The organism is Ruegeria sp. L12 (genome assembly GCF_056531745.1).
Genome location: NZ_JBQFMH010000006.1, coordinates 83,570 through 108,620, shown reverse-complemented (window position 1 = coordinate 108,620; position 25,051 = coordinate 83,570). Strand labels below are relative to the sequence as shown.

The window sequence follows — 25,051 nt, the reverse complement described above, 5'->3', positions numbered from 1 at the left end:
GATATAAATGACCCCCCTGTTCAAGTTCGAAGGGATATACACCCCGGTGGTGACCCCCTATCACGACGATGGCAGCGTCAACTGGAACGCGCTGTCGGATGTGATCGAGTATCTGATCGAAAACGGCGTGCATGGCCTGATCTCAGGCGGCTCGACCGGAGAGAACTATGCCCAGAGCGTGGCCGAGCGTCTGGAACTGGCCAAGTTCACCCATGAGCGGCTGAAGGGCCGTCTGCCGCTGGTGGTTGGCACCGGCGCGATGATGACGCCGGATTCGATTGCGCTGGCGTCGGGCGCGCGCGAGATTAGCGCGGATTCGATCCTGCTGGCCAGCCCCGCCTATTCGGTGCCCACCGACCGGGAAAACGCGCTGAACGCGCTGGCCATCGACAAGGCCGCCGATCTGCCGGTGATGCTGTACAACTATCCGCACCGCACCGGCACCATGATGGGTCCGGAATTTCTGGACCGCGTTGGCCGCAGCCGCAATTTCTGCGGCATCAAGGAAAGCTCGGGCGATATCAACCGGGTGCACCTGCTGGCGCGCGACTATCCGCATATCCAGATGGGTTGCGGCATGGACGATCAGGCGTTGGAATTCTTCGCCTGGGGCGCACCGTTCTGGGTCTGTGGCGGGTCGAACTTCCTGCCCGCGGAACATGTGGCGCTGTACAATGCCTGCGTGGTCGAAGGCAATTTCGACAAAGGCCGCCGCATCATGTCGGCGATGCTGCCGCTGATGCATGTGCTGGAACAGGGTGGCAAGTTCATCCAGACCATCAAACACGGCGTCACCATGAACGGCTTTGACGCGGGCGTGATGCGCGCGCCGCTGCGGGGTCTGAACAAGGATGACAAACGCGCGCTGGAACAGGTCACGCGCGTGTTGAAACGCAAAATCGCCGACATCGTGGCAGAAGGATAAGAAACATGGATCTGCTGACACAGGACGAATACAAATCCATCGCCGCCGGTCTGGACCTGCCCACCGGGGCCTTCATCGACGGCACCTTCCGCCCTGCCGCATCCGGCAAGACCTTCACCAGCACTAACCCGGCCACCGGCGAGGCGCTGGCCGAGATCGCGGCATGTGGCACCGAGGATGTCGATTTTGCCGTCGAAAAGGCGCGTGAGGCGTTTGACGATGGCCGCTGGTCCAAGATGCACCCGTCGGAACGCAAGGACGTTCTGATCCGTCTGTGCAAACTGATGACCCGCAACGCGCGCGAACTGGCGGTGATGGAAAGCCTCGACAGCGGCAAGACCATCTATGACTGCGAAACCGTCGATGTGCCGGAAACCATCCACTGCCTGAAATGGCACGCGGAAGCCATCGACAAGCTCTATGATCAGGTCAGCCCCGCCAGCGACGATCACATCGCCATGGTGGTACGCGAACCGATCGGCGTCGTGGGTCTGGTGCTGCCATGGAACTTCCCGCTGCTGATGCTGGCGTGGAAGATCGGCCCGGCGCTGGCGGCTGGCTGTTCACTAGTGATCAAACCGGCCAAGGAAACCACTCTGACCGCGCTGCGCGTCGCCGAACTGGCGAAGGAGGCCGGTGTGCCCGCTGGTGTCCTGAATATCGTCCCCGGCGGCGGCGGCGAGGTGGGCGAACCCATCGGCCGTCACATGGATATCGACATGGTGTCCTTCACTGGCTCGACCGTGACCGGCAAGAAATTCCTGACCTATTCAGCGGAATCCAACGCCAAGGAAATGGTGCTGGAAATGGGCGGCAAGAACCCCGCCGTGGTCATGGACGACGCCGAGAATCTGGACCGCGTGGCCCAGCATCTGGTCAACGGCGCGTTCTGGAACATGGGCGAAAATTGCTCGGCCTCGTCCCGCCTGATCGTGCACAAGGCGGTCAAGGCGGAACTGCTGGAGTGTATCGCACATCACGCCAAACAGTGGAACATCGGCGATCCGCTGGACCCGGAAACCCGAATGGGCGCTCTGGTGTCCGAAGGCCATTACAACAAGGTCTGCAGCTATCTGGATCAGGCCGAGAACGTGGTCATCGGCGGCAAGGCCGACAGCGGCTTTGTCGAAGCAACCGTGGTCGAGGTTGCCGACAACAACGCGGTTCTGGCCCGGGAAGAGATCTTTGGCCCGGTGCTGTCGGTGATCGAAGTCTCTGGCTTTGACGAGGCGATTCAGGTGGCCAACGACACCGAATACGGGTTGTGCGCGTCGATCTTCACCGCCAACGCCAAGCGCGCCATTCGTGGGGCCCGCGCCCTGCGTGCCGGTACCGTGACGGTCAACAGTTTCGGCGAAGGCGACATCTCGACGCCGTTTGGTGGCTACAAACAGTCGGGTTTTGGTGGTCGCGACAACTCGGTTCATGCCCATGATCAGTACACCCAGTTGAAAACAATCTGGATTGATCTGTCCGATGACGCCGATGAGGCCGTGAGTTGACGCGGTACACCGCAAAATCCCTGCCGGTCCAACGCGGACCGGCAGCCTGGAATGCCATTTTGGGGGCTCAGGCCCCTGCTTCGGTATTGGACGGTAATCTGAGCGCCGACATTGTCGTGGTCGGCGGCGGGTTCGCTGGTTTGACAGCGGCACGCCGCATCACACAATTGGAACCCGAAGCAAAGGTTGTCGTGGTCGAGGCAGGTCGCATTGCCGAAGGTGCGGCTGGCCGGAATTCGGGTTTCATGATCGACCTGCCGCACGATCTGGCCTCGGACGACTATGCAGGCAGTGGCGACGATCGCAAGATGATCGACCTGAACCGTCAGGCCATCGGCTTTGCCCGCGCGGCGGTCGAGGAATATCAGATCGACCCGAATTACTTTGACCAGGCGGGCAAGGTGAACGGTGCGGCCAGCGAGGCCGGACAAGCGCATAACCAAAGCTATGCGAAACATCTGACATCGCTGGGCGAGGAAAGTCAGGCGCTGGACCCACAGCAGATGTTCGAACTGACAGGCTCGCGCCACTATATTTCAGGTCTTTATACGCCGGGCACAGTCATGTTGCAGCCCGCAGGCTATATTCGCGGATTGGCGGATGGTTTGGCTGGGCAAGGCGTGCGCATCTTCGAAAACAGCCCCGTCACCGGCTTTGTCCGCGACGGAGAAGGCTGGCAGGTTCAGACCGAGAAGGGCTCGGTTACCGCGCCGAAACTGGTGCTGACGGTCAATGGCCATCTGGAAAGCTTTGGCATCGAGCGCAACCGCCTGATGCAGCTGTTCCTGTTCGCGGTGATGACGCCGGAACTGGACAGTGAGGCACTGGCGAAGCTGGGCGGCCAGTCACGCTGGGGCGTGACACCTTCGGATCCCATGGGTACGACGATGCGCCGTATCGACACCGGTCAGGGTGGCAATCGGATTGTTACGCGCACTTGCGCAGCCCTGCGACCCGGAATGGCAGCGACACAGAACGATCTGCGTCGGGCTTCGCGCGTGATGCAGCGCAAGTTCGATCAGCGCTTCCCGCAACTGGCTGGAACGCAGATGGAGCATCAATGGGCCGGTCACCTCTGCCTGAGTCTCAACGGCGTTTCTGTCACGCGTGAGATTGACACGGGCGTCTATTCCGGCTGCGTCCAGAACGGGTTGGGGACCGCTCGCGGGACTTTGACCGGAATCGCGGCGGCCGAGCTTGCTTGCGGCCAAAGCTCTGAAATTTCTCAACATTTTAGCGCCGAAACGAGACCTAAACGACTACCCCCTCAGCCGCTTCGGGAAATCGGGGCAAATATCGTACTGCGTTGGAAGGAGTGGAACGCTAAAAACGAGTAAAACTAAACAAGTCATCAAGCAAAAAAGCCAGGTAATGGCTTTCGACACGACACGGGAGATATCAAATGTCGATAAAAGAACCATTTACAGATCTAGAGATAAAAACGGCAGATAGCGGTTTTTATGAGAATAACAGTGTACCGATTGCCCTGATCAGTAAGGGCATCATGGTCGCGCTTGTGCTTTGGGCGCTGGTGTTTCCGGCCAATGCAAACGGTACTCTGGGCAGCCTGAATGGCAGACTGCTGGAAAGCTTCAACAGCTTTTATGTCATCATCGTGGGGCTGTTTTTCTTCTTCCTTGCGATTGTTGCGCTCATCCCGGCCACTGGCAAGCGAGTCATGGGTACTCCGGGTGAGAAGCCCGAGTTTTCGAACTTCTCGTGGTTCTCGATGATGTTTGGCGCCGGCCTTGGTGTGGGCCTGATGGTGTTTGCCACCGCTGAACCGCTGGGGCTGTGGGGATCAAACCCCGTGGTCGTCGCCGGGGACGTTCCGGGCAATGAACCCGAAGCGGTCCAGTCGGCCTATCGATACACCTACCTGCACTATGGCTTCCACGCCTGGGCGATCTATGTGGTGACCGGTCTGTCGCTGGCCTATTATGCCTATACCCGCGATATGCCCCTGACCATCCGTGCCGCGCTCACTCCGCTTTTCGGCAAACTGCTGAACGGCTTTCTGGGCCATGTTGTTGACGTGCTGGGTGTTGTTGCAACGATTCTGGGTGTCTCGGTGACCATCGGCTATGGTGTCAGCCAGTTCATCGACGGTGTCTATGCGATCACCGGCATGGAATGGGTGATGAATCTGGGCGGCGATGTTCCGACTCCGTCGAAAGTGGGCCTGATCGCAGGACTGCTTGTCATCATGGGCCTTTCGATCATCTCGGCGGTCTCCGGTGTTGGACGGGGTGTGAAATACCTGTCGAACCTGAACCTGGTGCTGTCGATCATCCTGCTGGGTACCTTTGTCGTATTCGGCTCGTTCGTCTTCGCCATGACCACCTATGGTTCGGCAATGGTGGACTACATCCTGAACTTCCTCTGGCTGAGCTTTGGCGCCTATGGTCCGCTGTCGGCTGAATCCTTCGCGGCAGCTCTGCCCGCCGAAGCACAGGCCCATGCGGATGCCCTGATGGGTGGCGCGACCAATGCCTGGGGCAGCTTTGACGGCTTCAAGAGCGGTCTGGAGGGCGCAGCTGCAGAGCTGGACGAAGCAACGCTGGCTGCAGCCTATGCCGCGGGTGAGCAGGGTCGTCAGTTCGGCTGGCAAGCGGGCTGGACCACGTTCTACTGGGCCTGGTGGATTGCGTTCTCGCCCTTTGTGGGTCTGTTCCTGGCGCGCATCTCCAAGGGTCGCACCGTGCGTGAGTTCATCCTGGGCTGTGTGTTCGCACCGGCGCTGGTCTGCTTTGCATGGATGACAGTTCTGGGTGGTACCGCCATTGATCTGGAACTCGCCGGCGAAGCCGGTGGCGCGATCATCGGAGCGTCGAACACAAACAAACTGTTCGTAACGCTGTCCTATATGATCGACGGTGGCCTGCTGTCGATGCTGAACGTGATGTGCGTGATCCTGATCATGACCTTCCTGGTGACCTCGGCGGACTCGGGAATTCTGGTGATGAACACGATCATGTCGGGCGGCAGCCAGGAAACCGGCATCAAGCACCGCATCATCTGGGGTCTGATCCTGACCGCTGTGATCGGCGCGCTAATTCTGGCAGCAGGCGAAAACAACCCGATGGACGCGCTGCGCAATGCGATGATCATCGGCGCGTTGCCATTCACCATGGTGATGGGCCTGATGATGGTCGCTCTGGCCAAGGCGCTTTACCGCGACAGCCAGCGCGACAAGCACGGTTCTACTGAAGCTCAGGCCGCCGAGTAAGCGCTATACACACCAAATGATCAACGCCGCCCCCTTTAGGGCGGCGTTTTTTTATTCGCCAGACGCATCACGCAGTCGCTGAGTTCAATTTCATTTTTTGTCGCTCAGAAGACAGTGTTGTCGCAATCTGCTGCGCACGGGTAGAGTGATCACTCTACCCGTGCGCTCATGACTGATACCCAGACTCAGATCGCCGAAAATCTTGATCGCCAGTTTTCCGAAATGGGCTTTGCCACCCAAGGGGTCGAGGCGTTGCGCGCCGGAGCAAATGTTTCGCTCAGGACGCTGTACAAGCATTTCCCCAGCCGCGAGGCGATGGTGATCGGCGCATTGAACCACCGGGACGCGACCTATTCCGACTGGATAGGTCAGGACGATAAAGTGGGTGCGGACCACGTGTTGCACGTAATCGTTCGTCTGTCGGACTGGTTGTACGAGATTTCAAACACGGGCTGTCTGTTCCGCAATGCTCTGGCCGCCTATCCCGAAAGCGATGCCATCCGACAGGCGGTTCTCGAACACAAAACGCGTGTCAGAAACATGTTCCGCACGCGATTGTTGCACATCAGCCCGGAATGCGATGCCGATGCTCTGTCCGAAGCATTGTTCGTCCTGCACGAGGGGCTGACCGAAAGCGCCCGTCTGATCGGAGCAAAACCCGCAACCGACGCCACCATGCGCTGCGCCCGTGCGCTGCTTGGGTCCGCACATATTCACTAAAGCCGGACCAACCGGCAAATTGACAAGAGGATCTGACGTGAAGATCAAGGAACTCCACATCTACGCATATGACCTGCCGGTAAAGAACGGCCCCTACACGATGGCCAATGCCGAGGTCTGGGCACTGGATACCACGCTGGTCAAACTGGTGGCCGAAGATGGCACCATCGGCTGGGGCGAGACCTGCCCGGTTGGTGCGACCTATTCCGAAAGCCATGTCGGCGGCGCCCGCGCGGCGCTTGGCGTATTGGCCGAGGGGCTGATTGGGGCTGAAGTCTGGCCAATGGCGCTGCATCACAAGATGAACAGCCTGCTGAACGGTCACAACTATGCCAAGGCCGCTATCGACATCGCCGCGCACGACCTTCTGGGCAAGAAACTGGGCGTGAACGTGGCCGACCTGCTGGGCGGGGCGCAGATGGACCGTGTCCCCTCGTACTACGCCACCGGCGTTGGCGCACCGGATGAGATCGCGCGTCTGGCCAAAGAGAAAATGGATGAGGGCTATCCGCGCCTTCAGGTCAAGGTCGGCGGCCGCCCTGTCGAGGTGGATATCGAGACCGTGCGCAAGGTCTGGGAAGTGATCAAGGGCTCGGGCATCCGCATGGCGGTTGATGCCAACCGTGGCTGGACCACCCGCGACGCGCTGCGGGTCAGCCGGGAATGCCCCGATATTCCATTTGTCATGGAACAGCCCTGCAACACCTATCAGGATCTTCAGAAGATCCGCCCTCAGGTCACCCATGCCATCTATATGGATGAAAACAGCGTCGATCTGAACACGGTGATCTCGGCCGTGGGCACCGGATTGGTCGACGGGTTCGGCATGAAAGTCACCCGGATCGGCGGGCTGCAGAACATGCGCACCTTCCGCGATATCTGCGAGGCGCGCAACCTGCCTCATACCTGCGACGACAACTGGGGTGGCGATATCATTGCTGCCGCCTGTACCCAGATCGGCGCGACCGTGCGCCCCTCCCTGTCCGAAGGCGTCTGGCTGGCCGCGCCTTATATCGAGGGCAATTACGATCCCGAGAACGGTATCCAGATTGTCGGCGGCCATATCCAGCGCCCCACCGGCCCCGGTCTGGGCGTCACGCCGGATGAAACCAAATTCGGCGCGCCGGTCGCGTCTTTCGGAGGCTGAGATGATCCCCAAAACCATGCATGCCGTACAACTGACCGGCCATGGCGGCATCGACAAGCTGGCCTATCGTGACGACGTTGCAGTGCCTCAACCAAAGGCGGGCGAGGTGCTGATCCGCGTCGCTGCAGCCGGTGTCAACAACACCGATATCAACACACGCATCGGTTGGTATTCCAAGGCGGTGACTGAGGATACCAACACCGGCGGGGCCGAAGGGTTCGACAGCGTCGATGACGACGATGCCAGCTGGTCCGGCACGCCGCTGACCTTCCCCCGCATTCAGGGTGCCGATGTCTGCGGCCATATCGCCGCCGTTGGCGAAGGCGTCGATCCGGCCCGCATCGGCGAGCGTGTGATCGTGCGCAATATGCTGCGCACCTATGTCGAATATCGCCCCTATGAATGCTGGACCATCGGCAGCGAATGCGATGGTGGTTTTGCCCAGTTCTGTGTTGCCCCGTCACAGGAAACCCACGCGGTGAACTGCGATTGGGATGACGTCGAACTGGCTGCCATCCCTTGTGCCTATTCCACCGCCGAAGGCATGCTGCACCGCGCCAATGTCGGGGCGGAAACCGTACTGATCACCGGTGCTTCGGGTGGTGTTGGTTCTGCTGCGGTGCAACTGGCCAAACGCCGCGGTGCGCATGTAATCGCGATGTGTTCACCGTCGAAAGCCGATGCGGTCAAGGCGCTTGGCGCAGACCGCATTCTGGACCGCGACGCCGATCTGGTGGCGGAACTGGGCGCGGGCTCGATCGACGTCGTCGTCGATCTGGTCGCGGGTCCGCAATGGCCCAGCCTCCTGGACGTTCTACGCCGTGGCGGGCGCTATGCCACCGCCGGGGCCATCGCCGGGCCAATCTGCGAGATCGACATTCGCACGCTCTACCTCAAGGACCTGACCCTGTTCGGCTGCACCTTTCAGGAAGACGTCGTGTTCGAAAACCTGGTGAAATACATCGAGGCCGGGGAAATCCGCCCCGTCGTTGCCAAGACCTATCCGCTGAGCGATATCGCCATCGCTCAGGAGGATTTTTTGGCCAAGAAACATACCGGTCAGCTGGTGCTGATCCCGCCGCAGGTGTCGTGATGAAAATCAAGAGAATCGAAATGTTCCAGGTGGACCTGCCCTATGCCCACGGCGCTTACGAGCTGTCGGGCGGGCGGATCTACACCAGCTTTGACGGCACTTTCGTCTGCGTCACGGCCGATGACGGCACCGAAGGCTGGGGCGAAAGCACGCCGTTCGGTCCGAACTACATCGCGGCGCATGGCATGGGAACCCGCGCCGGGGTTGCCGAGATCGCGCCCCATCTGATCGGGCGTGATCCGCGCCACGTCGACCGGATCAACGACGCGATGGACGAGGCGCTGCTGGGCCACAACCACGCCAAAGCCGCCATAGACGCCGCCTGCTGGGACCTGTTCGGCAAATCCGTCGGTCTGCCGGTCTGCACCCTGCTGGGCGGGGCAACGGGGCAACGGCTGCCGACGATCAGTTCGATTTACGCCGGTACGCCAGAGGATATGCGCGCACGTGTCGCCGAACACCGCGCCAAGGGGTATCGCGGTCACTCGGTCAAGGTGGGCGCGTCCGAGGCCGAAGGCGGCCCGGCGCTGGATGCGGAACGTATCGCAGCCTCGCTGGCCGACCGTCAGCCGGGCGAATACTTCATCGTCGACGCCAATGGTGGGCTGGTGCCGGAAACCGCGCTGCGGATGCTGCGCGCCTTGCCATCGGGTCTGGATTTCGTGCTGGAAGCGCCGTGCTCGACCTGGCGCGAGACCATGTCGCTGCGCGCCCGCACCGACGTGCCGGTCATTCTGGATGAGCTGACACAGCTGGACGAGGACGTTGCCATGCTGGTGGCCAATGATGTGGCAGACGGTATTGGCCTGAAAATCACCAAGGCGGGCGGCCTGACCCATTCGCGTCGCCAGCGTGACATCTGTCGCGCCGCCGGTCTGACCATGAGCGTGCAGGACACCACGGGATCAACCCTGTCCTTTGCGGCCATCGTGCATATGGGAGCCACCGTTCCGACCAACCTGCTGCGCTGTGTACTTGATACCCGCGACATCATTGAATTCCAGATCGGCGCGTTTGACGCCCCTGTGCAGGAGGGCGGCGTTCTGCCACCCGACGCACCGGGATTGGGGGTCACCGTAGACCGCGATCTTCTGGGCACTCCACTCGAAACCTGGGAGTTATAACAAAATGTTCGAAGGAAAACGCGCATTGGTCACCGGCGCTGCGGGCGGCATCGGTCAGGCCATTGTCGACAAGCTGCGCCAAAATGGCGCGCGGGTGGCAGTGGCAGACCGTGCAACCGACAACCTGACTGCCGAGGCACATTTGCCCGGCGATCTGCTGGAGGCAGGCTATTGCGACGCGCTGCCTCGGGCCGCACATGACGCGTTGGGCGGGCTGGACATCGTCATCAACAACGCGGGCGTGATCACGCGCGGGCCGGTGACCGAGACCTCGGACGCTGACTGGTCCCTGTCGATGGGCGTCAATGTCGAGGCCCCGTTCCGCATCTGCCGCGCGGCCATCCCGCTGATGGCCGAGACGGGTGGTGGGGCCATCGTCAACACCGCCTCGTGCTGGGGCGGTAAGGCGCCGGGGCCGAACCACGCGCTGTATTGCATGACCAAGGCCGCAATCGCCTCGCTGACCGAATGCATGGGCATGGACCACGCGCATCAGGGCATCCGTATCAACGCAGTTTGCCCGAACGAAGTGAATACGCCGATGCTGCGCTCGGGCTTTGCCAAGCGCGGCTTTGACCCTGACAAGGCGGTGGCCGAGCTGGGCCAGACCGTACCGCTGGGCCGCATCGCTGAGCCGGACGACATCGCCGATGTGGTCCTGTTCCTGGCCTCGGACGCGGCGCGCTATATGTGCGGCACGCTGGTCGAGGTGAATGGCGGGAAGCCGGTCGCATGAGGCGGTTTGAGAACAAGGTGGTGCTGGTCACCGGCGGGCGTTCGGGCATCGGGCAGGCAATTGCCGAACGTCTGGCGTCCGAGGGCGCACGCGTCTTCACCGCGCAGCGAGGTGCCGAGCCTCGCTTCGAAGGGGTCGCGGCGGATTTCACCGATCCTGAAAGCCCCTCGCAAGTCGTGGCCGAGGTCATTTCGCGCGCAGGTCAATTGGATGTTCTGGTGAACAATGCCGGGATGATGCAGGAGGCCCGGGTCGAAGACATGTCGCTGGCGGACTGGCAAAAGAACCTGACGGTCAATCTGACAGCGCCGTTTCTGATGATACAGGCCGCCCTGCCCCATCTGCGCAAAACACGTGGCAGCATCGTCAACACCGGGTCCATTGAAGGGCTGGGCAGCAATCCCGGCCACGCGGCCTATTGCGCCTCGAAGGCCGGGCTGCACGGGCTGACGCGCGCCGTTGCGGTCGATCAAGGGGCCGAGGGTATCCGCTGCAATGCGATCGCGCCGGGCTGGATCGATACCGAGCTGAATCTCGACTTCATCGAAACGATGCCCGATCCCGACGCCTTTCGACGCGATATCGGAAAAATCCACCCCGTCGCCCGCACTGGTAAACCTGAAGAAGTGGCCGCGTTGGCTGCGTTCCTTGCGGCCGAGGAAAGCGGGTTTATCACCGGACAGGTGTATACCGTCGACGGCGGACGCATGGCAAAGCTCAGCCTGCCCTAAGAGCAAATGTGCGATGCCAATTCGTTCCGGCGCCGCGCTTTTGCAGCGCCTTTTCGCAACACTGATCCGGACTATCCGCCCTAAGAAATACCGGAATTGATCGACCCACTAAGTTTGCAATACATCCCCCAGGCTGGCTTGACGCCCCATAGTCGGTAATATAGCCACAATTTCACCTCACACAGTATTGCAAGTCGGTTAACCGGCGGTCGCGACGATCATGTCCCAGACACAGAAGTTCGTATTTTTCCTGACAGATGAGTTTTCTCACCTCGCATTCTCATGCGCAGTGGAACCATTGCGCATCGCAAATCTGATCAGCGGTGAAAACCTGTACGACTGGTCGCTGCATTCTGAAGATGGAGTGTCTGTCACATCCTCGAACGGGTCCAAAACCCTGGTCGACGGGGATTTTTCTTCGGCTGCCAAATGCCACAGGCTGTTGGTATTGTCGGGTATCAACATGCGCAATCATGTCAGCCGCCCGCTATTGTCAGCGCTGCGCCGGGAACGGGCCAAGGGAACTGAAATCGGCGCTCTTTGCTCGGGCGCGTGGATATTGGCCGAGGCTGGTTTTCTGAAAGGATGCAAAGCAGCGATACACTGGGAATATCACGACAGCTTCATGGAGGCATTTCCGGATGTAAATCTGGTGCGCAACGTTTTTGTTGCGGATGAAAAACACATCACGGCGTCCGGGGGTACAGCGACCGCGGATCTCATGCTGCATCTGATCGAAGCAGATCACGGCGAAGACCTCGCGCTCGATGTAGCTGATCAGATGGTCTATGTCGCTGTTCGCAACGCGACGGCCGAGCAGCGCGTCTCGTTGCAGTCCAGAAATGGTATGCGCAACAAACATCTGGTCGGGGCCATTCGCATCATGCGCGATCAGATTGACGACCCGATCCCGCCGTCTTCGATTGCAACCAATCTTGGAATTTCCACCCGCCAGCTTGAGCGGCTGTTCGGTAAATATCTGAATTCCACACCAAAGAAATACTATGTCGAGATGAGACTGGATCGCGCTCGGAAGCTTCTGTTGCAGACCGAAGATTCTGTGACGGATATTTCAATGGCCTGCGGATATGAAAGCCCCGGTCACTTCTCGAAGGTCTATCGCGCGCGCTTTGGTGTCTCTCCGCAGGCGCAGCGGAACAAATTGAGTTAGGCCGCACACTCCGGAAACGGTTTTTAATCGTCGCGGTCTGATTTGCGCCTTGCAGATCGGACAAGGCGGGTGATCGCATTTGCGCCGAAGATATGTCGCATCTATCAAATTTGCTTCGCAAGATTGGAGGCAGGAACCCGCCAGAGATGCGATATACGGCGAGAATTCTGGAGACTCACGATGACCACTGAAAGCCCTACCCGCTCCCGCTCGGGCGGTCGTTCTGCCCGCCGGGCAATTCGTACCGCACCAAAGTTTGACATGCTGCCGGGCCTGACCAACAACCTGCCGCATTGCGAGGTGATGGATGGCTCGCAGGTAGAGATGATCGACAACGCGGCCATGGACATTCTGGAAAACGTCGGCGTTCAGTTCCGCGATCCGATTGCTTTGGAGGACTGGAAGAAAGCCGGTGCCAAGGTCGTCGATGAACTGGTCTATCTGGACCGCAACATGGTGCGCGAGCTGATCGCGACCATCCCGGCGCAGTTCACCTATCACGCGCGCGATCCGCAGAAGAGCCTGAAACTGGGTGGCAAACATGCGGTGTTCGTGCCGATGACCGGCGCGCCGTTCCTGCGCGATCTGGACGATGTGCGCCGGAACCCGACGCTGGACGATCTGGCGATGTTCCACAAGCTGGCGCATATGATGCCCGCAATGCACAGCACGGCGCACCATATTGTCGAGCCCTACGATCATCCGATCAGCCAGCGCCACCTGCGCATCACCTATTCGTCGATGAAATACTCGGACAAGATGTTCATGGGTATGACCACCTCGCCCAAGAACGCTGAGGATGTCATGGATATGTGCGCCATCCTGTTTGGTGACGAGTTCATCGACGCCAACCCCGTCACCACCGGCAACTGTAATGGCAACAGCCCGCTGGTCTGGGATGAAACCATGCTGGGCGCGATGCGCGCCTTCTGCCGCCGCAATCAGCCGGTTCTGTGCTCGCCCTTCGTTCTGGGCGGCGCCAACACGCCCGCTTCGGTGCCCGCCACCGTGGCGCAGCTGACCGCCGAGGCGTTATCGGCGCTGGCCTATACACAGGTGATCCGCAAGGGCGCTCCGGCTATCTGGGGCCACTACCTGTCGACCGTTTCGATGAAATCGGGCGCACCGATGGCGGGGACTCCGGAAATCAGCCTGATGAACTTCATGATCGGCCAGATGGCGCGGTTCTATGATGTGCCGTGGCGTACTTCGAACACGCTGGGCGGGGCCAAGACATTTGACGCGCAGGCCGGATACGAATCCGCCACCACGTTGCAGGCCGTCATGCATGCCGGGGCGAACTATATCTGGCACTCGGCAGGCTGGAACGAGGCCGGGATGCACTGCTCGACCGCCAAGTTCATCGTGGACGCGGAACAATGCGCCATGGCCTACCGGATGGCCGAAGGTCCGAAATGGCACGATTTCGATCAGGCGGTTGCGGCCGTTCCGGATGTCGGCCCCGGCGGCCACTATCTGGGTCACCCGCACACGCAGGACAACTTCCAGCAGGCGTTTTTCATGCCCGACCTGTTCGACAACAACTCGATCGAGCAATGGGTTGCCGAAGGCAGTGTCGAGATCACTGAACGGGCTCTGAAACACGCCAAGAAGCTGCTGGGTGAATATGAAGAACCCAAGCTGGATGAAGCCAAGAACGAAGAGCTGCTGGACTATATCGCCCGCCGCGAGCGGGAAATTCCTGCCGCAGACGAGCTGAACCAGACGTACTAAGCACGCTTCCCTCCCCAAACTGGCCCGCCTTCTCAGGCGGGCTTTTTTGTTTGCATGCACTAAAGTTGAGAGGGGTTCAGTTTGGTAAGTGAGACAGCCGTATTCGTGGTGATCTGATCTATGGGCATGGCAAGCAGGGATGCCAGATCGTCGCTCGCATTCTCGGTTGTGCTGTCCAAAGTCCAGACATCAACTGTTGCGCCATGCTCAGACAAGAAGTCGGGCAGATCGATACCCTCAGATTTCAAAAACAGAACCAGCCTGTAATTGATATAGACGTAATCGAAGGGCGTATTGTCGAGTCGTGCCAAGATACTTGATAACGCGTCAAGCACGCGGTTTAGATTTGCTTTCTTATCCTGTTGCAGATGACGCAGCAGCAATTGAGTGGGATCAAAGCCTTGTGGGATTCCCGGTGCCAGGCGACAAAGTCGATCCAGCACCTTTCGATGGGGGCTGCTTACGACAATATGCCCGGCATGCGCCGAAAGAAGCTTGCCCAGATGCGCCAGATGGGCTGTCGTGATTTCTTCAGGCCCACCTTTGAGATCGAACTGCACCTGCACATTGCTGTCTGAGGCATCCGCCAGCAAATCGGCAATGTCGGTATCACACATCGGGGCTTGCTTGTCCGGCGAACCGTCCATGCGCAACAGCCTGAGCTTGCGGATTTCCTCCGGGTCAGTGTCACGGACCAGACCCTGGCCTGTTGTTTCAGAAGAAAGATGCCGGTCGTGCAAAACTGCAAATCCGACGCCCTTATGCGGCGTCAGATCCACTTCTACAGAGGCGCCGGCTTCAATGGCCTCGACCAATCTTGTGCGTTGAAACGGCGTATCTTCCGACGCGATTTTCAGCTTGTGCCATTTCAGAGCGACCTTGCGCCCGTCCGCGGCCAACAGATGCGTCGGAGTGATTGCCATCATCGCTATGTATCGTCGATCACGACGGCGGCGTGAATATGGAATTGCGGCAGCGAGATATTCAGATACCCGCTTTCGAACTCCCACACCAACTCCGCATCGGAATAGGCGCAACGTACCCGGCCCGGGGCGTGATCACGGCGGATATGGGCGATGCCGTCGCTGATCCAGGGGGCGTCCTCGATCACTTCGATCTGCCGCAGCTCGGAATCGGTGATCGCCATGCCGGACCCGCGCAGCTGCGTCGGCGCATAGAGGACGTGCAACACGTCCCGCCCCTCGCTCGGCTGGCGCATCAGCGACATGCGGGTGGCTGAAGGCAGGTTGGTTGACAGCAGCCGATCCGGATACAACGCGTCGATCATCCCGCGCAGCATGTATTTGTACAGCACCTGCCCCGTTGCGCCATAGAGCGAGAACAGCGGATAGGCGCAATGCATCACCCGCCCCTTACGCAGCATCGCCGGGCCCAAGTCATCGGCCCCGGGGTTTTCCGGGGTATGCAGATGCGAACAGAAATGCGCCCAGTTGCGGTTAAAATACGAGGGACGGATCACCGCCAGAACCTCGGCGTCCGTTGCAGTCAGGGGCAGCGGCTTCTGATACATCACCAAGGGGGTCGCGGGCAGATCACTGTCGAACGCGTCGTCGAATGACGCGTAAGACGGATCAAAGGCGATTTCAGTACCCGACAGATCGGCGCCGATATCCAGCGCCATCCGCTGCCCGTCCGGCGTCAGCCCCGACTGGCCCGTCGACAGAACCGCGCCGCCTTGGGCGACATAATCGGCCAGCTTATCTTGCAGCACTTTATCCAGCCGCACCTCGTCAGGCAGCACGATCAGCCGGTATTTGGCAAAATCGGCGTCGGCATCGATGGCGTCGAAGGGAATCTGCATCTCAAGAAAGGTGCGCGCAGCGGCCCGATCACTGGCCGGAATGCGATGATTGGTATGGGACGCCAGGCGGAGGTTCTGTGACTCGACCACCATCAGCGCCACATCGGCCTGATATTCGGCCCCACGCGCATAGGGTTCCAACTGGCGCACACGCTCATACGCCGGTCGGATCAGCTTGTAGGTTTCCGGGTCCATCGCGCCACGCGGGTGCAGCTGGTCACCGATCGAGCAATGCGTGCCCATGGCCAGCATCTGGCAGCATTCAAAGATCAGCGCTTCGGGGCGTTTGAACCCTCCGAACTCTCCCCAATGAGTATGAAACCGGCCGGTCATTCCCAGCATCGGCAGGCCGAGCCCGTCAGCATAGCGGGCCGAGGCCGGGAAATGATCATACCCCCAGCCTCCGGTTGGCAGACTTTCGATCTCGACCTGCCCGTAATGCTGATAGCGTTCCTTGTCTTTGAACACATGACCCGAGTTATAAAAGATCCGGACATCGGGAAAATCCGAGTTGATCTCGGTCGTGAAGCGTTCGAAGAATTCCATGATCCGCGCCTTGTCGTTGGCACGGCGACCCGCTTCGGTCGTCGGATCCTGACCCATGGCGACGGTCGACTCCAGACAGGCCGGGCAGACGCATTGGTTCGATCCCACGATGTCCATGAACAGAGCCGGTGGCGCATAGGCGTTGCAGACCTCTTTGGTCAGGGCGATGACATAGTCGATATAGCTCGGATGGTTCAGGCAGATCGTGTGCCAGGCCGGGGTCAATTGGTGCATCGCGCTGGGTTCGATTCCGGCATAATGCGCGGGCGTGTTCAGCGCGCTCATCACCCGCCATTCAGGATGTTCGCGCGCGGTCAGTTCGTCCCATTGCACGGTCATGTAGATCGGCGTTTCGATATCAGCGGCGCGGCAGGCGCGCACCATGTCGCCCAGCAGATCAGGCCGTTTCAGATGCGGATGCGGTTTGCCGATCTGCGTGGGGTAATATGCCCAGCCGTGATGGCAGCGCGCAAACAGGGTGACGGAATCAACAGCCCCGTCCTTTAGCACCTGCACAAACTGGTCCGGATCGAAATCTGCACCTACGTCGGGGATATGTTCTGAGGTGTGGAAATCCAGATGGATCTGGCGAAAGCGGAAATTGTCAGGGTCTCTATCGTGCATGGGTCACGTCCATCTCAATTGTATGCCGGTCAAAAGGTGACTGTCCGGCGACCAGATGCCGCCGGATCGAAAAGCGTTACGCAGTCGCCTCAGAAGCGGTCGCCGCTGTGCGGGTCAAACAGGTGCAGCTTGTTCAGCGCGACGTCAAAACTCAGGGTTTGGCCCGGCGCAATCGGAAGGGGGTGGTACATGGTCGACTGGATCAGTTGCGACCCGACGCGGACAGACAGGATCGCCTCAGAGCCCAGATCTTCGGCAAGATCGACACTAAATGTCAGTTGCCGGGTTTCACCATCATGTTCCAGACCATGGCCAACCGGCGTGATATCTTCGGGACGCACCCCCAGCGACAGACGGTCCGGCAAACCCGGCATATTGACGAATTGTGCAGGCAACGGCAGCGTCTGACCATCGGCAAACCGTAGCTGCGGCGCAGGCCCGCTGCGGTCAAGTTCAACATCGATCAGGTTCATTGGCGGAGAGCCGATGAACGTGGCCACAAAGGTATTGGCGGGGCGCTCGAACACGTCGCGAGGGGTCCCAACCTGTTCGATGACGCCATCGCGCATGATCACGATGCGGTCGGCCAGCGTCATCGCCTCGACCTGATCATGCGTTACATAAATGATTGTATTTCCGACCCGCTGGTGCAGGCGTTTGACCTCGGCCCGCATCTGGGTGCGCAGCTTGGCGTCCAGATTTGAAAGCGGCTCGTCAAACAGATAGACCTCGGGTTCGCGCACGATGGCACGGCCCATGGCGACGCGCTGACGCTGACCGCCTGACAATTGCCCGGGCTTGCGGCGCAAAAGCTCGGTCAGGCCCAGCGTTTCGGCGGCCTCGGATACCCGACGATTGATTTCCGCCCGGGGCATCCCCTGAACCTTCAGACCAAAGCCCAGATTACCCTCGACCGTCATATGCGGATACAGGGCATAATCCTGAAACACCATCGCGATGTTACGCCCGCGCGGCGGGATTTCATTCACCACCCTGTCACCGATCTGAACGGTGCCCGCACTGATCGTTTCAAGCCCCGCAATCATCCGCAGCGTAGTGGATTTGCCGCAGCCCGAAGGACCGACAAAAACCACGAATTCCTTGTCGGGAATTTCCAGGTTCATGTCATGAACGACATCAAGCTTGCCGTAGGACTTGCGAACTTCTGTCAGAACAACTTCAGCCATCTTGACCATCCATGTTCTCGTCCAGCTCCAGCCAGACGGGTTTGTGATCGGACCCGGCGGCCGCTTCGTCGATATGGGTCGCCTTCAGCCGGTGCCGCAGGTCGGGGGTGACAAAGATATGGTCGATATGGTGGTCGCTGAAGTGGCTTGTCTGACCCGAGCCTTCGGCGTAGCCCAGCCAGGTCCAGCTGTCGACAAATCGGTCAAGCGTCATGACCCGGCCGCCTTCCATGCCGATGGGGCCGGTGAATTCATCATAAACTGCGCTGCCCGGCGCATTGTTCATGTCGCCCAGCAGGATGGCCGGTTGGGGCATCGGCGGAGGGGTCTCGCCATTGGTCCAGTGATCGTCCATCCATGCCGGATCGCCATTCCACGAGCCACCCTGCAACGGAGCCTCGAGAATGCGCTGCCGCACGAACCGGGCCTGATCCAGTGCATAGTCCGGGGACCAGTAGAACAGATGTACGTTGTAAACCCGCAGTGGCCCGCCGGGAGCGTCGATCACCGCCTCAAGCAGGATCGAATGCATGCAATGCCGCGTGAACGAGCCACGGGTCGGCAGGGGCCACGACCGGGTCGACAGGATCGGATAGCGCGACAGGATCATGTCGCCATGCTGCCGCCTGCGATTGATCAGGCGACCTTCGTCATTGCGATAGCTGGCATCGACATTCATGCCCGAGGCATAAACCCAATAATAGTCGCCCAGATACTCGGCCAGCGTTTCCGCCTGATCCACATCGCCGCCGCGCTTCCAGAACCGGTCAACCTCTTGCAGGCCGATAATATCGGCGCCCTGCAGTTCATCTGCAATGCGCTTGAGGTCCAGTTTCTTGTCCCGGCCAACGCCGTATTGGATGTTATAGGTGACGATTTTCACTTGAGTCTGCCTTGTATTTTTTGAAGGGACGGCCGTTCGTGCAGGGTACAATCCAGCAGGATTTCCCGGGGCGGTCCGGTTTCCGAGCCATCCAGACGTGCCGCCATGCATTTGGCCACATGAATGGCAATCTCGCCGATAGGCTGTTCGATAGTGGCAATGCCGGGGGGATAGAGACGAAAAACCTCATGATCATCGAAACAGACCATCGACAGATCGATCCCCGGTCGCAACTGATGGGTCGAGATGAACTCGAGCGCGCCACGCCCGATCCGGTCGCTGGAATAGAAAACCGCAGTGGCAGGATCGTCGAGCGTCAGAAACGCGCGGGTTGCCTCTGCCCCGACCGCGCGCGCCCAGTTGCCAGGGTGTTCCAGCGCCGGATCCAGCGGCAGGCCGGCAGCCGTCAGCGCATCTCGATAGCCCAGATGTCGGTTGCGGGCGGTCTGCGTATCCAGATCTCCTAGGGCGATGCCGATCCGGCGGTGGCCAAGCTCGATCATGCGGGTCACCGCATCGGCGGTGGCCGCGCGGTCATTGACCAGCACCCGGTCCGCAACCAATCCGGGCACATCGTTGTTATAAAGGACCACCGGGATACCCGAGGCCGATAGCTGTTCCAGTTCATCCTTGGCCGCGCTGTTACCGGAAAAGACCAGCCCGTCAATGCGCCGATCCGCGGCGGATTGAATGGCATCCTGCATCGCCTTGTCTTCATAAGCATGGCTAAAAAACAGCATCGAATAGCCGATATCGCGAAACGCCCGGACCATCTCGGTCATGATCACCCCGTTGAAACCGTCAAAAGCGGGGGTGACAAAGCCAAGCGTCAGTGTCCGCGACGATTTCATCGCCCGCGCCACCGGGTCGGCGCGAAAACCAAGCTCGTCAATGGCTGCCTCAAGCCGCACCCGGGTCTTTTCGCGCAGATTCTGCCCGTTGAGGTAGCGCGACACTGTTCCCACCGCAACATCCGCCGCGCGGGCCACGTCGATCACGGTCGGTCGCTTGTCACTGCTCATATCCGGCCTCGTTCTTCATGGCTCAGCCCTTAGCCCCGCTCTTGTTCTTGCCATCGGCCGAGAAATACTTCTGGAACAGAAGGAATACGACCAAAGGCACAATCGAGGTGATGATGGTGGCCACCGCCCGCTGATCCAGATTTGGCTCATAGGTCCCGGCGATGGTCGACAGCAGCATCGGCAGCGTCTGTTTTTCGCGCAGGAACAGCAAGGGCAGCAGCAGCGAGTTCCACACCCACATGAATTGCAGGATCGCCACCGCGGCCATCGAGGTCAGAGAGTTCGGCAGCACGATGTAGAAATACGTCCGCAGATGGCCGCACCCGTCGACCTGCGCCGCGTCGATCAGCGAGCGGGGAAAGTTGGCCAGAAAGCTTTTGACCAGAAACACCGCCCAGGCAAAGGACAGCCCGGTAAAGGGGATCACCACTGCCCAATAGGTGTCGATCAACCCCAGTTCCCGCCACAGCTGGAACAGCGGAATGATGACGATCTGGTTCGGAACCACGAAGGCATTGACCAGGATCAACAGCAACGCGGTCCGGAACGGAAAATGCAGATATTGGAACGCATAGGCCGCAGCGGGCGCAAAGAGCACCGGGAAGATCGTGGCCAGCGCGGCAACACAGAACGAATTGTAAAGCGCAGCCCCTAACGGATAGTTTTCCCAGACCGTGACCCAGGCTTCGAGCGTAAACGTGAATGGCGTGATCACCCACCATCCCGAAGTGATCTCACCCTCGGGGCGGATAGACATCAGGATGATGCCCGCCAGAGGTGCCAGCCAGACTAGTGCGGCGCAGGCCATCGACAGGACGGCCCAGCGAGGAGGTTTCTGTATCATCGGCTCTCGGCGCTCCGGTCCAGGATCAGGGGGATGGCGCAGATAACCACCGCGACAAGCAGAACAATGGTACTGGCCGCGCCGTAACCTTGCTTGAAGAACACCACGGCCTCTTTGTACATAAAATACCCGACGGTTTCCGTGGCCCGCACCGGCCCACCGGTTGTCAGGATATGGATCATGTCAAAGGCCTTGAGCGAATTCAGCAGATTGATGAACACGGCGATCTTCAGTCCCGGCAGAGCCAGCGGTGCCAGAATATAACGCAGGATCTGAAAGTTGGTGGCCCCGTCGACATAAGCCGCTTCGATCTGACTGCGGGGGATGGCCTGAACGGCGGCAAAACAGGTCAGCAGCGGCAACCCGGCCTGCGACCAGACATAGGCAGCGGTGACACCCCATAGTGCTGTGTCGGGATTACCCAGCCATGGCGTGGCCAGATGATCCAGCCCGATGCCGCGCAAAATTCCGTTGAACAGCCCGTAATCAGGTTGCAGGATACCCAGCCAGATCAGTCCTGTCGCTGCCTCGGAAATCCCATAAGCCGCAAAGATCACCAGCCGGAACGGCGCGGTTTGCTTGGGCGCAAGCCCACATAGCAGCGCCATGGTAAACCCAAGCGCCACAGAAATGCTGGTACAGGCAAGGGTCCAGGTGAAGGTGACCTTCAGCGCGTTGTGGAAATTCGGATCGGAAAACAGATCGATATAGTTTTGAATTCCAATGGGGGTTGGCTTGCTCAGCCCGGTCCAGTCCAGAAAACTGATCCGGAAGGTTTCAATCAGCGGATAAAGAACGCCAACCACAAAAAAAGCCAGCGCAGGAGCCAACAGCACGAAGGCAACCCAGTCAATCCGGTTGAACCGGATACGCCAGGACGGTCCGGACCCCACGCGGGATCCGGACAAGGTCCGGGAGGAAACACTGGACCCCTGCGACATCGACATCAGTAGACGTCCGCCGCTTTGGCTTCCCAACGCGCTGTGATCGCGTCGATGCTGGCATCCGAAGGATCGCGCAGGAATTCCTGCAACCCGATGCGGAATTCACCCGACAATTCTGTCGGCAATAGGTCGTCAAGGACAAAGAAGACGTCCGAGCTTTGCAGCGCTTCGGCGTACTTGGCGACGATCGGATCATAGTTGGAGGGGTCAGCATTCTTGCTGGGGGTCGCCTGATTGTATTCGGCGATGATGCGCGAGCCTTCCGCCGACAGGACATAATCCAGAAACAGCATTGCGTCATCCTGGTTGTCGCCGTTCTTCATGACGACAAGATTTTTGCCATCCACACTCAGCGCATCCGAATGGGCCGGATCGATGGTCGGGAAGTTGACAAAACTATAGTCCACCCCCGGCTCCAGCCCGTATTCGTTCGAAGCGCGAGCGTTCAGCCAGGTGCCAATCAGAACATATCCGGCATCACCATCCTTCAGTGCCGCATCTGCGCCATCCGACCAGTGGGTCGACAACATGGTGTCGGCATCAGCACAGCAATTGGCCTCGAGCATGGCGCGCAAATTGCGCAGGGTCTGCTTTACCTCTTCCGACTCCCACGACACCTCATGATTGGCAAGTTTGCGGGCAAAATCTGTGCCCGCGGTCTTGAGCAGTGCATTCTCGAACCACTCAGTCTGGGCCCAGCTGCGCGCACCCATGTAGACCGGCATCTTGTCAGCTGCGCGGAAAGTTTCAAACGAGGCCAGGAACTCATCCCAATTCTGCGGCGCATCCAGTCCCAGACCTTTCAAATTGTCGACCCGGTACCACATCCCCGCGCGGTTGCCCGCGATGATGTAGGTTCCATAGGTCTCGCCGTCATAGGTGGACAGATTGCGCCAGCTGTCGCTCAGCGAGTCCGACCAGTTATACTGATCCCACGCATCATTCAGAGACACCACCAGATCGTTGTCCACCATCTCTTTTTCCAGCGATGGCCATGTGTTGATCAGAACATCGAATTTCTCACCCGACAGCAGTGCAGTGCGAATACCGGCGCGGGCATCATCACCCCCCGCCCCGGGGTTGATCTGGCGCAGGTCGATATCAATGTTTGCGGCATCAAAGCCCGCTTCCAGAGCATTGAACATCTCGGCTTCCGTGCCACCCAGCCAGTTCAGCAAGATGACCTCGCGATCAGCTGCGAAAGCACTGGTTGCGATAAGCGTCGCACTCATCGCGAGTACTGAGGTCTTGAGTTTCAAGGTCATGGTTCCCTCCAAAAATGAAACGTTTCATTTCTCTAATCGAGTCGTGCAACACAAATATGAATCTGTCAATAATTTTCTGTCTGACTTGGATTTTTTTATTTATATTACAACCTGTTACGCCAATTTTGGCCAGCGCAACCAGTTACTCCGGCCAATTGGGCTAACCGGCCAGTTTGACACTTGCAGCAGCACACGTGCATACCGTTTTGTCGCGACGCTTGGGGCGTGAATTACATCACCGCGCCGATTTGCCAGGGCACAAATTCCACGCCTCCGAACCCCAGTTCTTCGCTTTTTGTCTTTCCGCCCGATGCGACGCGGATCAGCATGTCCAACAGCTCCTCTCCCTTGACCTCGATGCTGACACCTTCAGTAATGATATCACCGCAGTTCAGATCCATGTCGTCGGCCAAGCGGGCATACATTTCCGAGTTTGTGGCGACCTTGACGCAGGGCGTCGGCTGAAAGCCCGACACCGAACCGCGCCCAGTCGTGAATACGATCAGATTTGCGCCCGAGGCCACCTGCCCGGTGACCGAACAGGGGTCAAATCCCGGGCTGTCCATAAAAACAAAGCCGGTTTTGTCGATCTGTTCAGCAAATCTGTAGACGCCCCGCAAAGGTGCTGTACCGCCTTTTGCAACTGCGCCCAGCGACTTTTCCAGAATGGTCGTTAGTCCGCCGCGCTTGTTGCCGGGGCTTGGGTTGTTGTCCATCTCACCGCCATTACGGGCGGCATACTCCTCCCACCAATGGATGCGCTCGATCAGCTTCTCGCCGATATCCACGGTTTCCGCCCGCCGGGTCAGCAGATGCTCGGCCCCATAGATCTCAGATGTTTCAGACAGGATTGTGGTGCCGCCCTGCCGCACCAAAAGGTCCGAAGCATATCCCAGCGCCGGATTGGCAGTGATCCCGGAATAGCCGTCCGAACCACCACATTGCATCCCGACGGTCAGAGCACTGACAGGCGCCGGCGCGCGACCGGCCTGATTGGCCTGTTCGGCAATCCCGCGTAACTCTTCGAGCCCACGCTCGATGGTGCGACGGGTGCCACCTTCGGTCTGGATCGTCATGTACCGCAACGCACCGTCCGCACGGATCGGTCGCCCGCCCACCAGATCAGCCACCTGCATCACCTCGCAGCCCAGTCCGATCAACAGGATGCCGCCAAAATTTGCATGTTGCGCATATCCGGCCAGGGTGCGGAACAGCGTGTCGTACCCCTCATCCTTGCCCGACATTCCGCACCCGGTCCCATGTACGATGGGCACGACCCCGTCTACATTTGGGAAAGCATCCAGCAAGCCGGATTTTTCCGCCGCCTCGGCAATGAACCGTGCAACCGAACCCGAACAATTCACAGTTGTCAGAATGCCGATGTAGTTCCGCGTACCCACTTTGCCGTCAGACCTGTGAAAGCCCAGAAAGCTGCGCTGCTCCTTCAGTTCGGGCAGGGGTGCGTTTGCGCTGGCATGGGCATAGTCCTGTTGATGGGCGCCCATACCCAAATTGTGCACATGGACATGTTCACCCGGGGAGATGTCTGATTTGGCCTGACCGATGATCTGACCATAACGGATGACGTTTTCGCCGGTTTTAATGAACGATGCAGCAATCTTGTGCCCTCGCGAAATCGACGCCGTCAGGGGAACCGGTACAAGCGAAGGCTGCTTTCCGGCCTGCAAATCGCGCAGGGCGATTACGACGTTGTCGTCAGGATTCAGCCTGACGACATCATGCGGCGCTTTGGTGCACTGGCTTGTTCCGCTGTCAGCTTGCATCATATCCCCAATCTTCTG

Annotated in this window: 21 protein-coding genes; 12 read left to right on the top strand and 9 right to left on the bottom strand. The window is 59.4% G+C overall.

Going from position 1 to position 25,051, the window contains the following annotated elements; genetic code table 11:
• Window positions 1-7 precede the first annotated feature (7 nt).
• The 12 genes from ACR0K9_RS11515 to ACR0K9_RS11460 all read left to right on the top strand — a co-directional run bounded on the left by ACR0K9_RS11515 (window position 8) and on the right by ACR0K9_RS11460 (window position 14,112).
• A complete protein-coding gene (locus tag ACR0K9_RS11515; protein WP_480823306.1) occupies window positions 8-925 on the top strand; it encodes a dihydrodipicolinate synthase family protein in 918 nt (305 codons plus the stop codon).
• A gap of 5 nt (window positions 926-930) precedes the next feature.
• Window positions 931-2,427 (top strand): aldehyde dehydrogenase, encoded by a 1,497-nt coding sequence (locus ACR0K9_RS11510; protein ID WP_480823304.1) that lies wholly within the window; start codon window positions 931-933, stop codon window positions 2,425-2,427.
• Window positions 2,424-3,764, top strand: a complete 1,341-nt coding sequence (locus tag ACR0K9_RS11505) for an NAD(P)/FAD-dependent oxidoreductase (RefSeq protein WP_480823302.1) — start codon at window positions 2,424-2,426, stop codon at window positions 3,762-3,764. The genes ACR0K9_RS11510 and ACR0K9_RS11505 overlap by 4 nt, the downstream gene beginning before the upstream one ends.
• Window positions 3,765-3,829: 65 nt before the next feature.
• Complete coding sequence (locus tag ACR0K9_RS11500) at window positions 3,830-5,656, top strand: BCCT family transporter (RefSeq protein ID WP_480823300.1); 1,827 nt, start codon at window positions 3,830-3,832, stop codon at window positions 5,654-5,656.
• Window positions 5,657-5,824: 168 nt separating this feature from the next.
• Window positions 5,825-6,376, top strand: coding sequence for a TetR/AcrR family transcriptional regulator (locus ACR0K9_RS11495; RefSeq protein ID WP_480823298.1), 552 nt, complete (start codon window positions 5,825-5,827; stop codon window positions 6,374-6,376).
• A gap of 37 nt (window positions 6,377-6,413) precedes the next feature.
• Window positions 6,414-7,523, top strand: coding sequence for a mandelate racemase/muconate lactonizing enzyme family protein (locus ACR0K9_RS11490; protein ID WP_480823296.1), 1,110 nt, complete (start codon window positions 6,414-6,416; stop codon window positions 7,521-7,523).
• Window position 7,524: 1 nt separating this feature from the next.
• The gene (locus tag ACR0K9_RS11485; RefSeq protein ID WP_480823294.1) at window positions 7,525-8,616 is read left to right on the top strand and encodes an alcohol dehydrogenase family protein; all 1,092 of its coding nucleotides are present in this window, start codon (window positions 7,525-7,527) and stop codon (window positions 8,614-8,616) included.
• Window positions 8,616-9,740 (top strand): mandelate racemase/muconate lactonizing enzyme family protein, encoded by a 1,125-nt coding sequence (locus ACR0K9_RS11480; protein WP_480823292.1) that lies wholly within the window; start codon window positions 8,616-8,618, stop codon window positions 9,738-9,740. The genes ACR0K9_RS11485 and ACR0K9_RS11480 overlap by 1 nt, the downstream gene beginning before the upstream one ends.
• 4 nt (window positions 9,741-9,744) lie before the next feature.
• A complete protein-coding gene (locus tag ACR0K9_RS11475; RefSeq protein WP_480823290.1) occupies window positions 9,745-10,476 on the top strand; it encodes an SDR family NAD(P)-dependent oxidoreductase in 732 nt (243 codons plus the stop codon).
• On the top strand, window positions 10,473-11,207 hold the full coding sequence (locus ACR0K9_RS11470) for an SDR family NAD(P)-dependent oxidoreductase (protein WP_480823288.1): 735 nt from the start codon (window positions 10,473-10,475) through the stop codon (window positions 11,205-11,207). The genes ACR0K9_RS11475 and ACR0K9_RS11470 overlap by 4 nt, the downstream gene beginning before the upstream one ends.
• Window positions 11,208-11,427: 220 nt before the next feature.
• Window positions 11,428-12,378 carry a GlxA family transcriptional regulator gene (locus ACR0K9_RS11465; protein WP_480823286.1) on the top strand — a complete coding sequence of 317 codons (951 nt, stop codon included), beginning with the start codon at window positions 11,428-11,430 and terminating at the stop codon, window positions 12,376-12,378.
• 180 nt (window positions 12,379-12,558) lie between these two features.
• Complete coding sequence (locus ACR0K9_RS11460; protein ID WP_480823285.1) at window positions 12,559-14,112, top strand: trimethylamine methyltransferase family protein; 1,554 nt, start codon at window positions 12,559-12,561, stop codon at window positions 14,110-14,112.
• Window positions 14,113-14,171: 59 nt separating this feature from the next.
• Here ACR0K9_RS11460 and ACR0K9_RS11455 read toward each other — a convergent pair whose 3' ends face one another.
• From ACR0K9_RS11455 to ACR0K9_RS11415, 9 genes are all read right to left on the bottom strand, one after another.
• Complete coding sequence (locus ACR0K9_RS11455) at window positions 14,172-15,011, bottom strand: glycerophosphodiester phosphodiesterase (RefSeq protein WP_480823283.1); 840 nt, start codon at window positions 15,009-15,011, stop codon at window positions 14,172-14,174.
• Window positions 15,012-15,040: 29 nt separating this feature from the next.
• Window positions 15,041-17,104, bottom strand: coding sequence for an alpha-amylase family protein (locus tag ACR0K9_RS11450; RefSeq protein WP_480823281.1), 2,064 nt, complete (start codon window positions 17,102-17,104; stop codon window positions 15,041-15,043).
• Between the two features lie 89 nt (window positions 17,105-17,193).
• On the bottom strand, window positions 17,194-18,291 hold the full coding sequence (locus ACR0K9_RS11445) for an ABC transporter ATP-binding protein (RefSeq protein ID WP_480823279.1): 1,098 nt from the start codon (window positions 18,289-18,291) through the stop codon (window positions 17,194-17,196).
• Window positions 18,284-19,174: an endonuclease/exonuclease/phosphatase family protein gene (locus ACR0K9_RS11440; RefSeq protein ID WP_480823277.1), complete on the bottom strand. Its 891-nt coding sequence runs from the start codon at window positions 19,172-19,174 to the stop codon at window positions 18,284-18,286. Before ACR0K9_RS11440 ends, ACR0K9_RS11445 begins: the two co-directional genes overlap by 8 nt.
• Window positions 19,171-20,196 carry a LacI family DNA-binding transcriptional regulator gene (locus ACR0K9_RS11435; RefSeq protein ID WP_480823275.1) on the bottom strand — a complete coding sequence of 342 codons (1,026 nt, stop codon included), beginning with the start codon at window positions 20,194-20,196 and terminating at the stop codon, window positions 19,171-19,173. Before ACR0K9_RS11435 ends, ACR0K9_RS11440 begins: the two co-directional genes overlap by 4 nt.
• A gap of 22 nt (window positions 20,197-20,218) precedes the next feature.
• Complete coding sequence (locus tag ACR0K9_RS11430; protein WP_480530747.1) at window positions 20,219-21,040, bottom strand: carbohydrate ABC transporter permease; 822 nt, start codon at window positions 21,038-21,040, stop codon at window positions 20,219-20,221.
• The gene (locus ACR0K9_RS11425; RefSeq protein WP_480823273.1) at window positions 21,037-21,987 is read right to left on the bottom strand and encodes a carbohydrate ABC transporter permease; all 951 of its coding nucleotides are present in this window, start codon (window positions 21,985-21,987) and stop codon (window positions 21,037-21,039) included. Before ACR0K9_RS11425 ends, ACR0K9_RS11430 begins: the two co-directional genes overlap by 4 nt.
• Window positions 21,987-23,249, bottom strand: coding sequence for an ABC transporter substrate-binding protein (locus ACR0K9_RS11420; protein WP_480823271.1), 1,263 nt, complete (start codon window positions 23,247-23,249; stop codon window positions 21,987-21,989). Before ACR0K9_RS11420 ends, ACR0K9_RS11425 begins: the two co-directional genes overlap by 1 nt.
• Before the next feature lie 230 nt (window positions 23,250-23,479).
• Entirely contained in the window at window positions 23,480-25,033 is a 1,554-nt protein-coding gene (locus ACR0K9_RS11415; RefSeq protein ID WP_480823535.1) for a UxaA family hydrolase, read from the bottom strand.
• Window positions 25,034-25,051 lie beyond the last annotated feature (18 nt).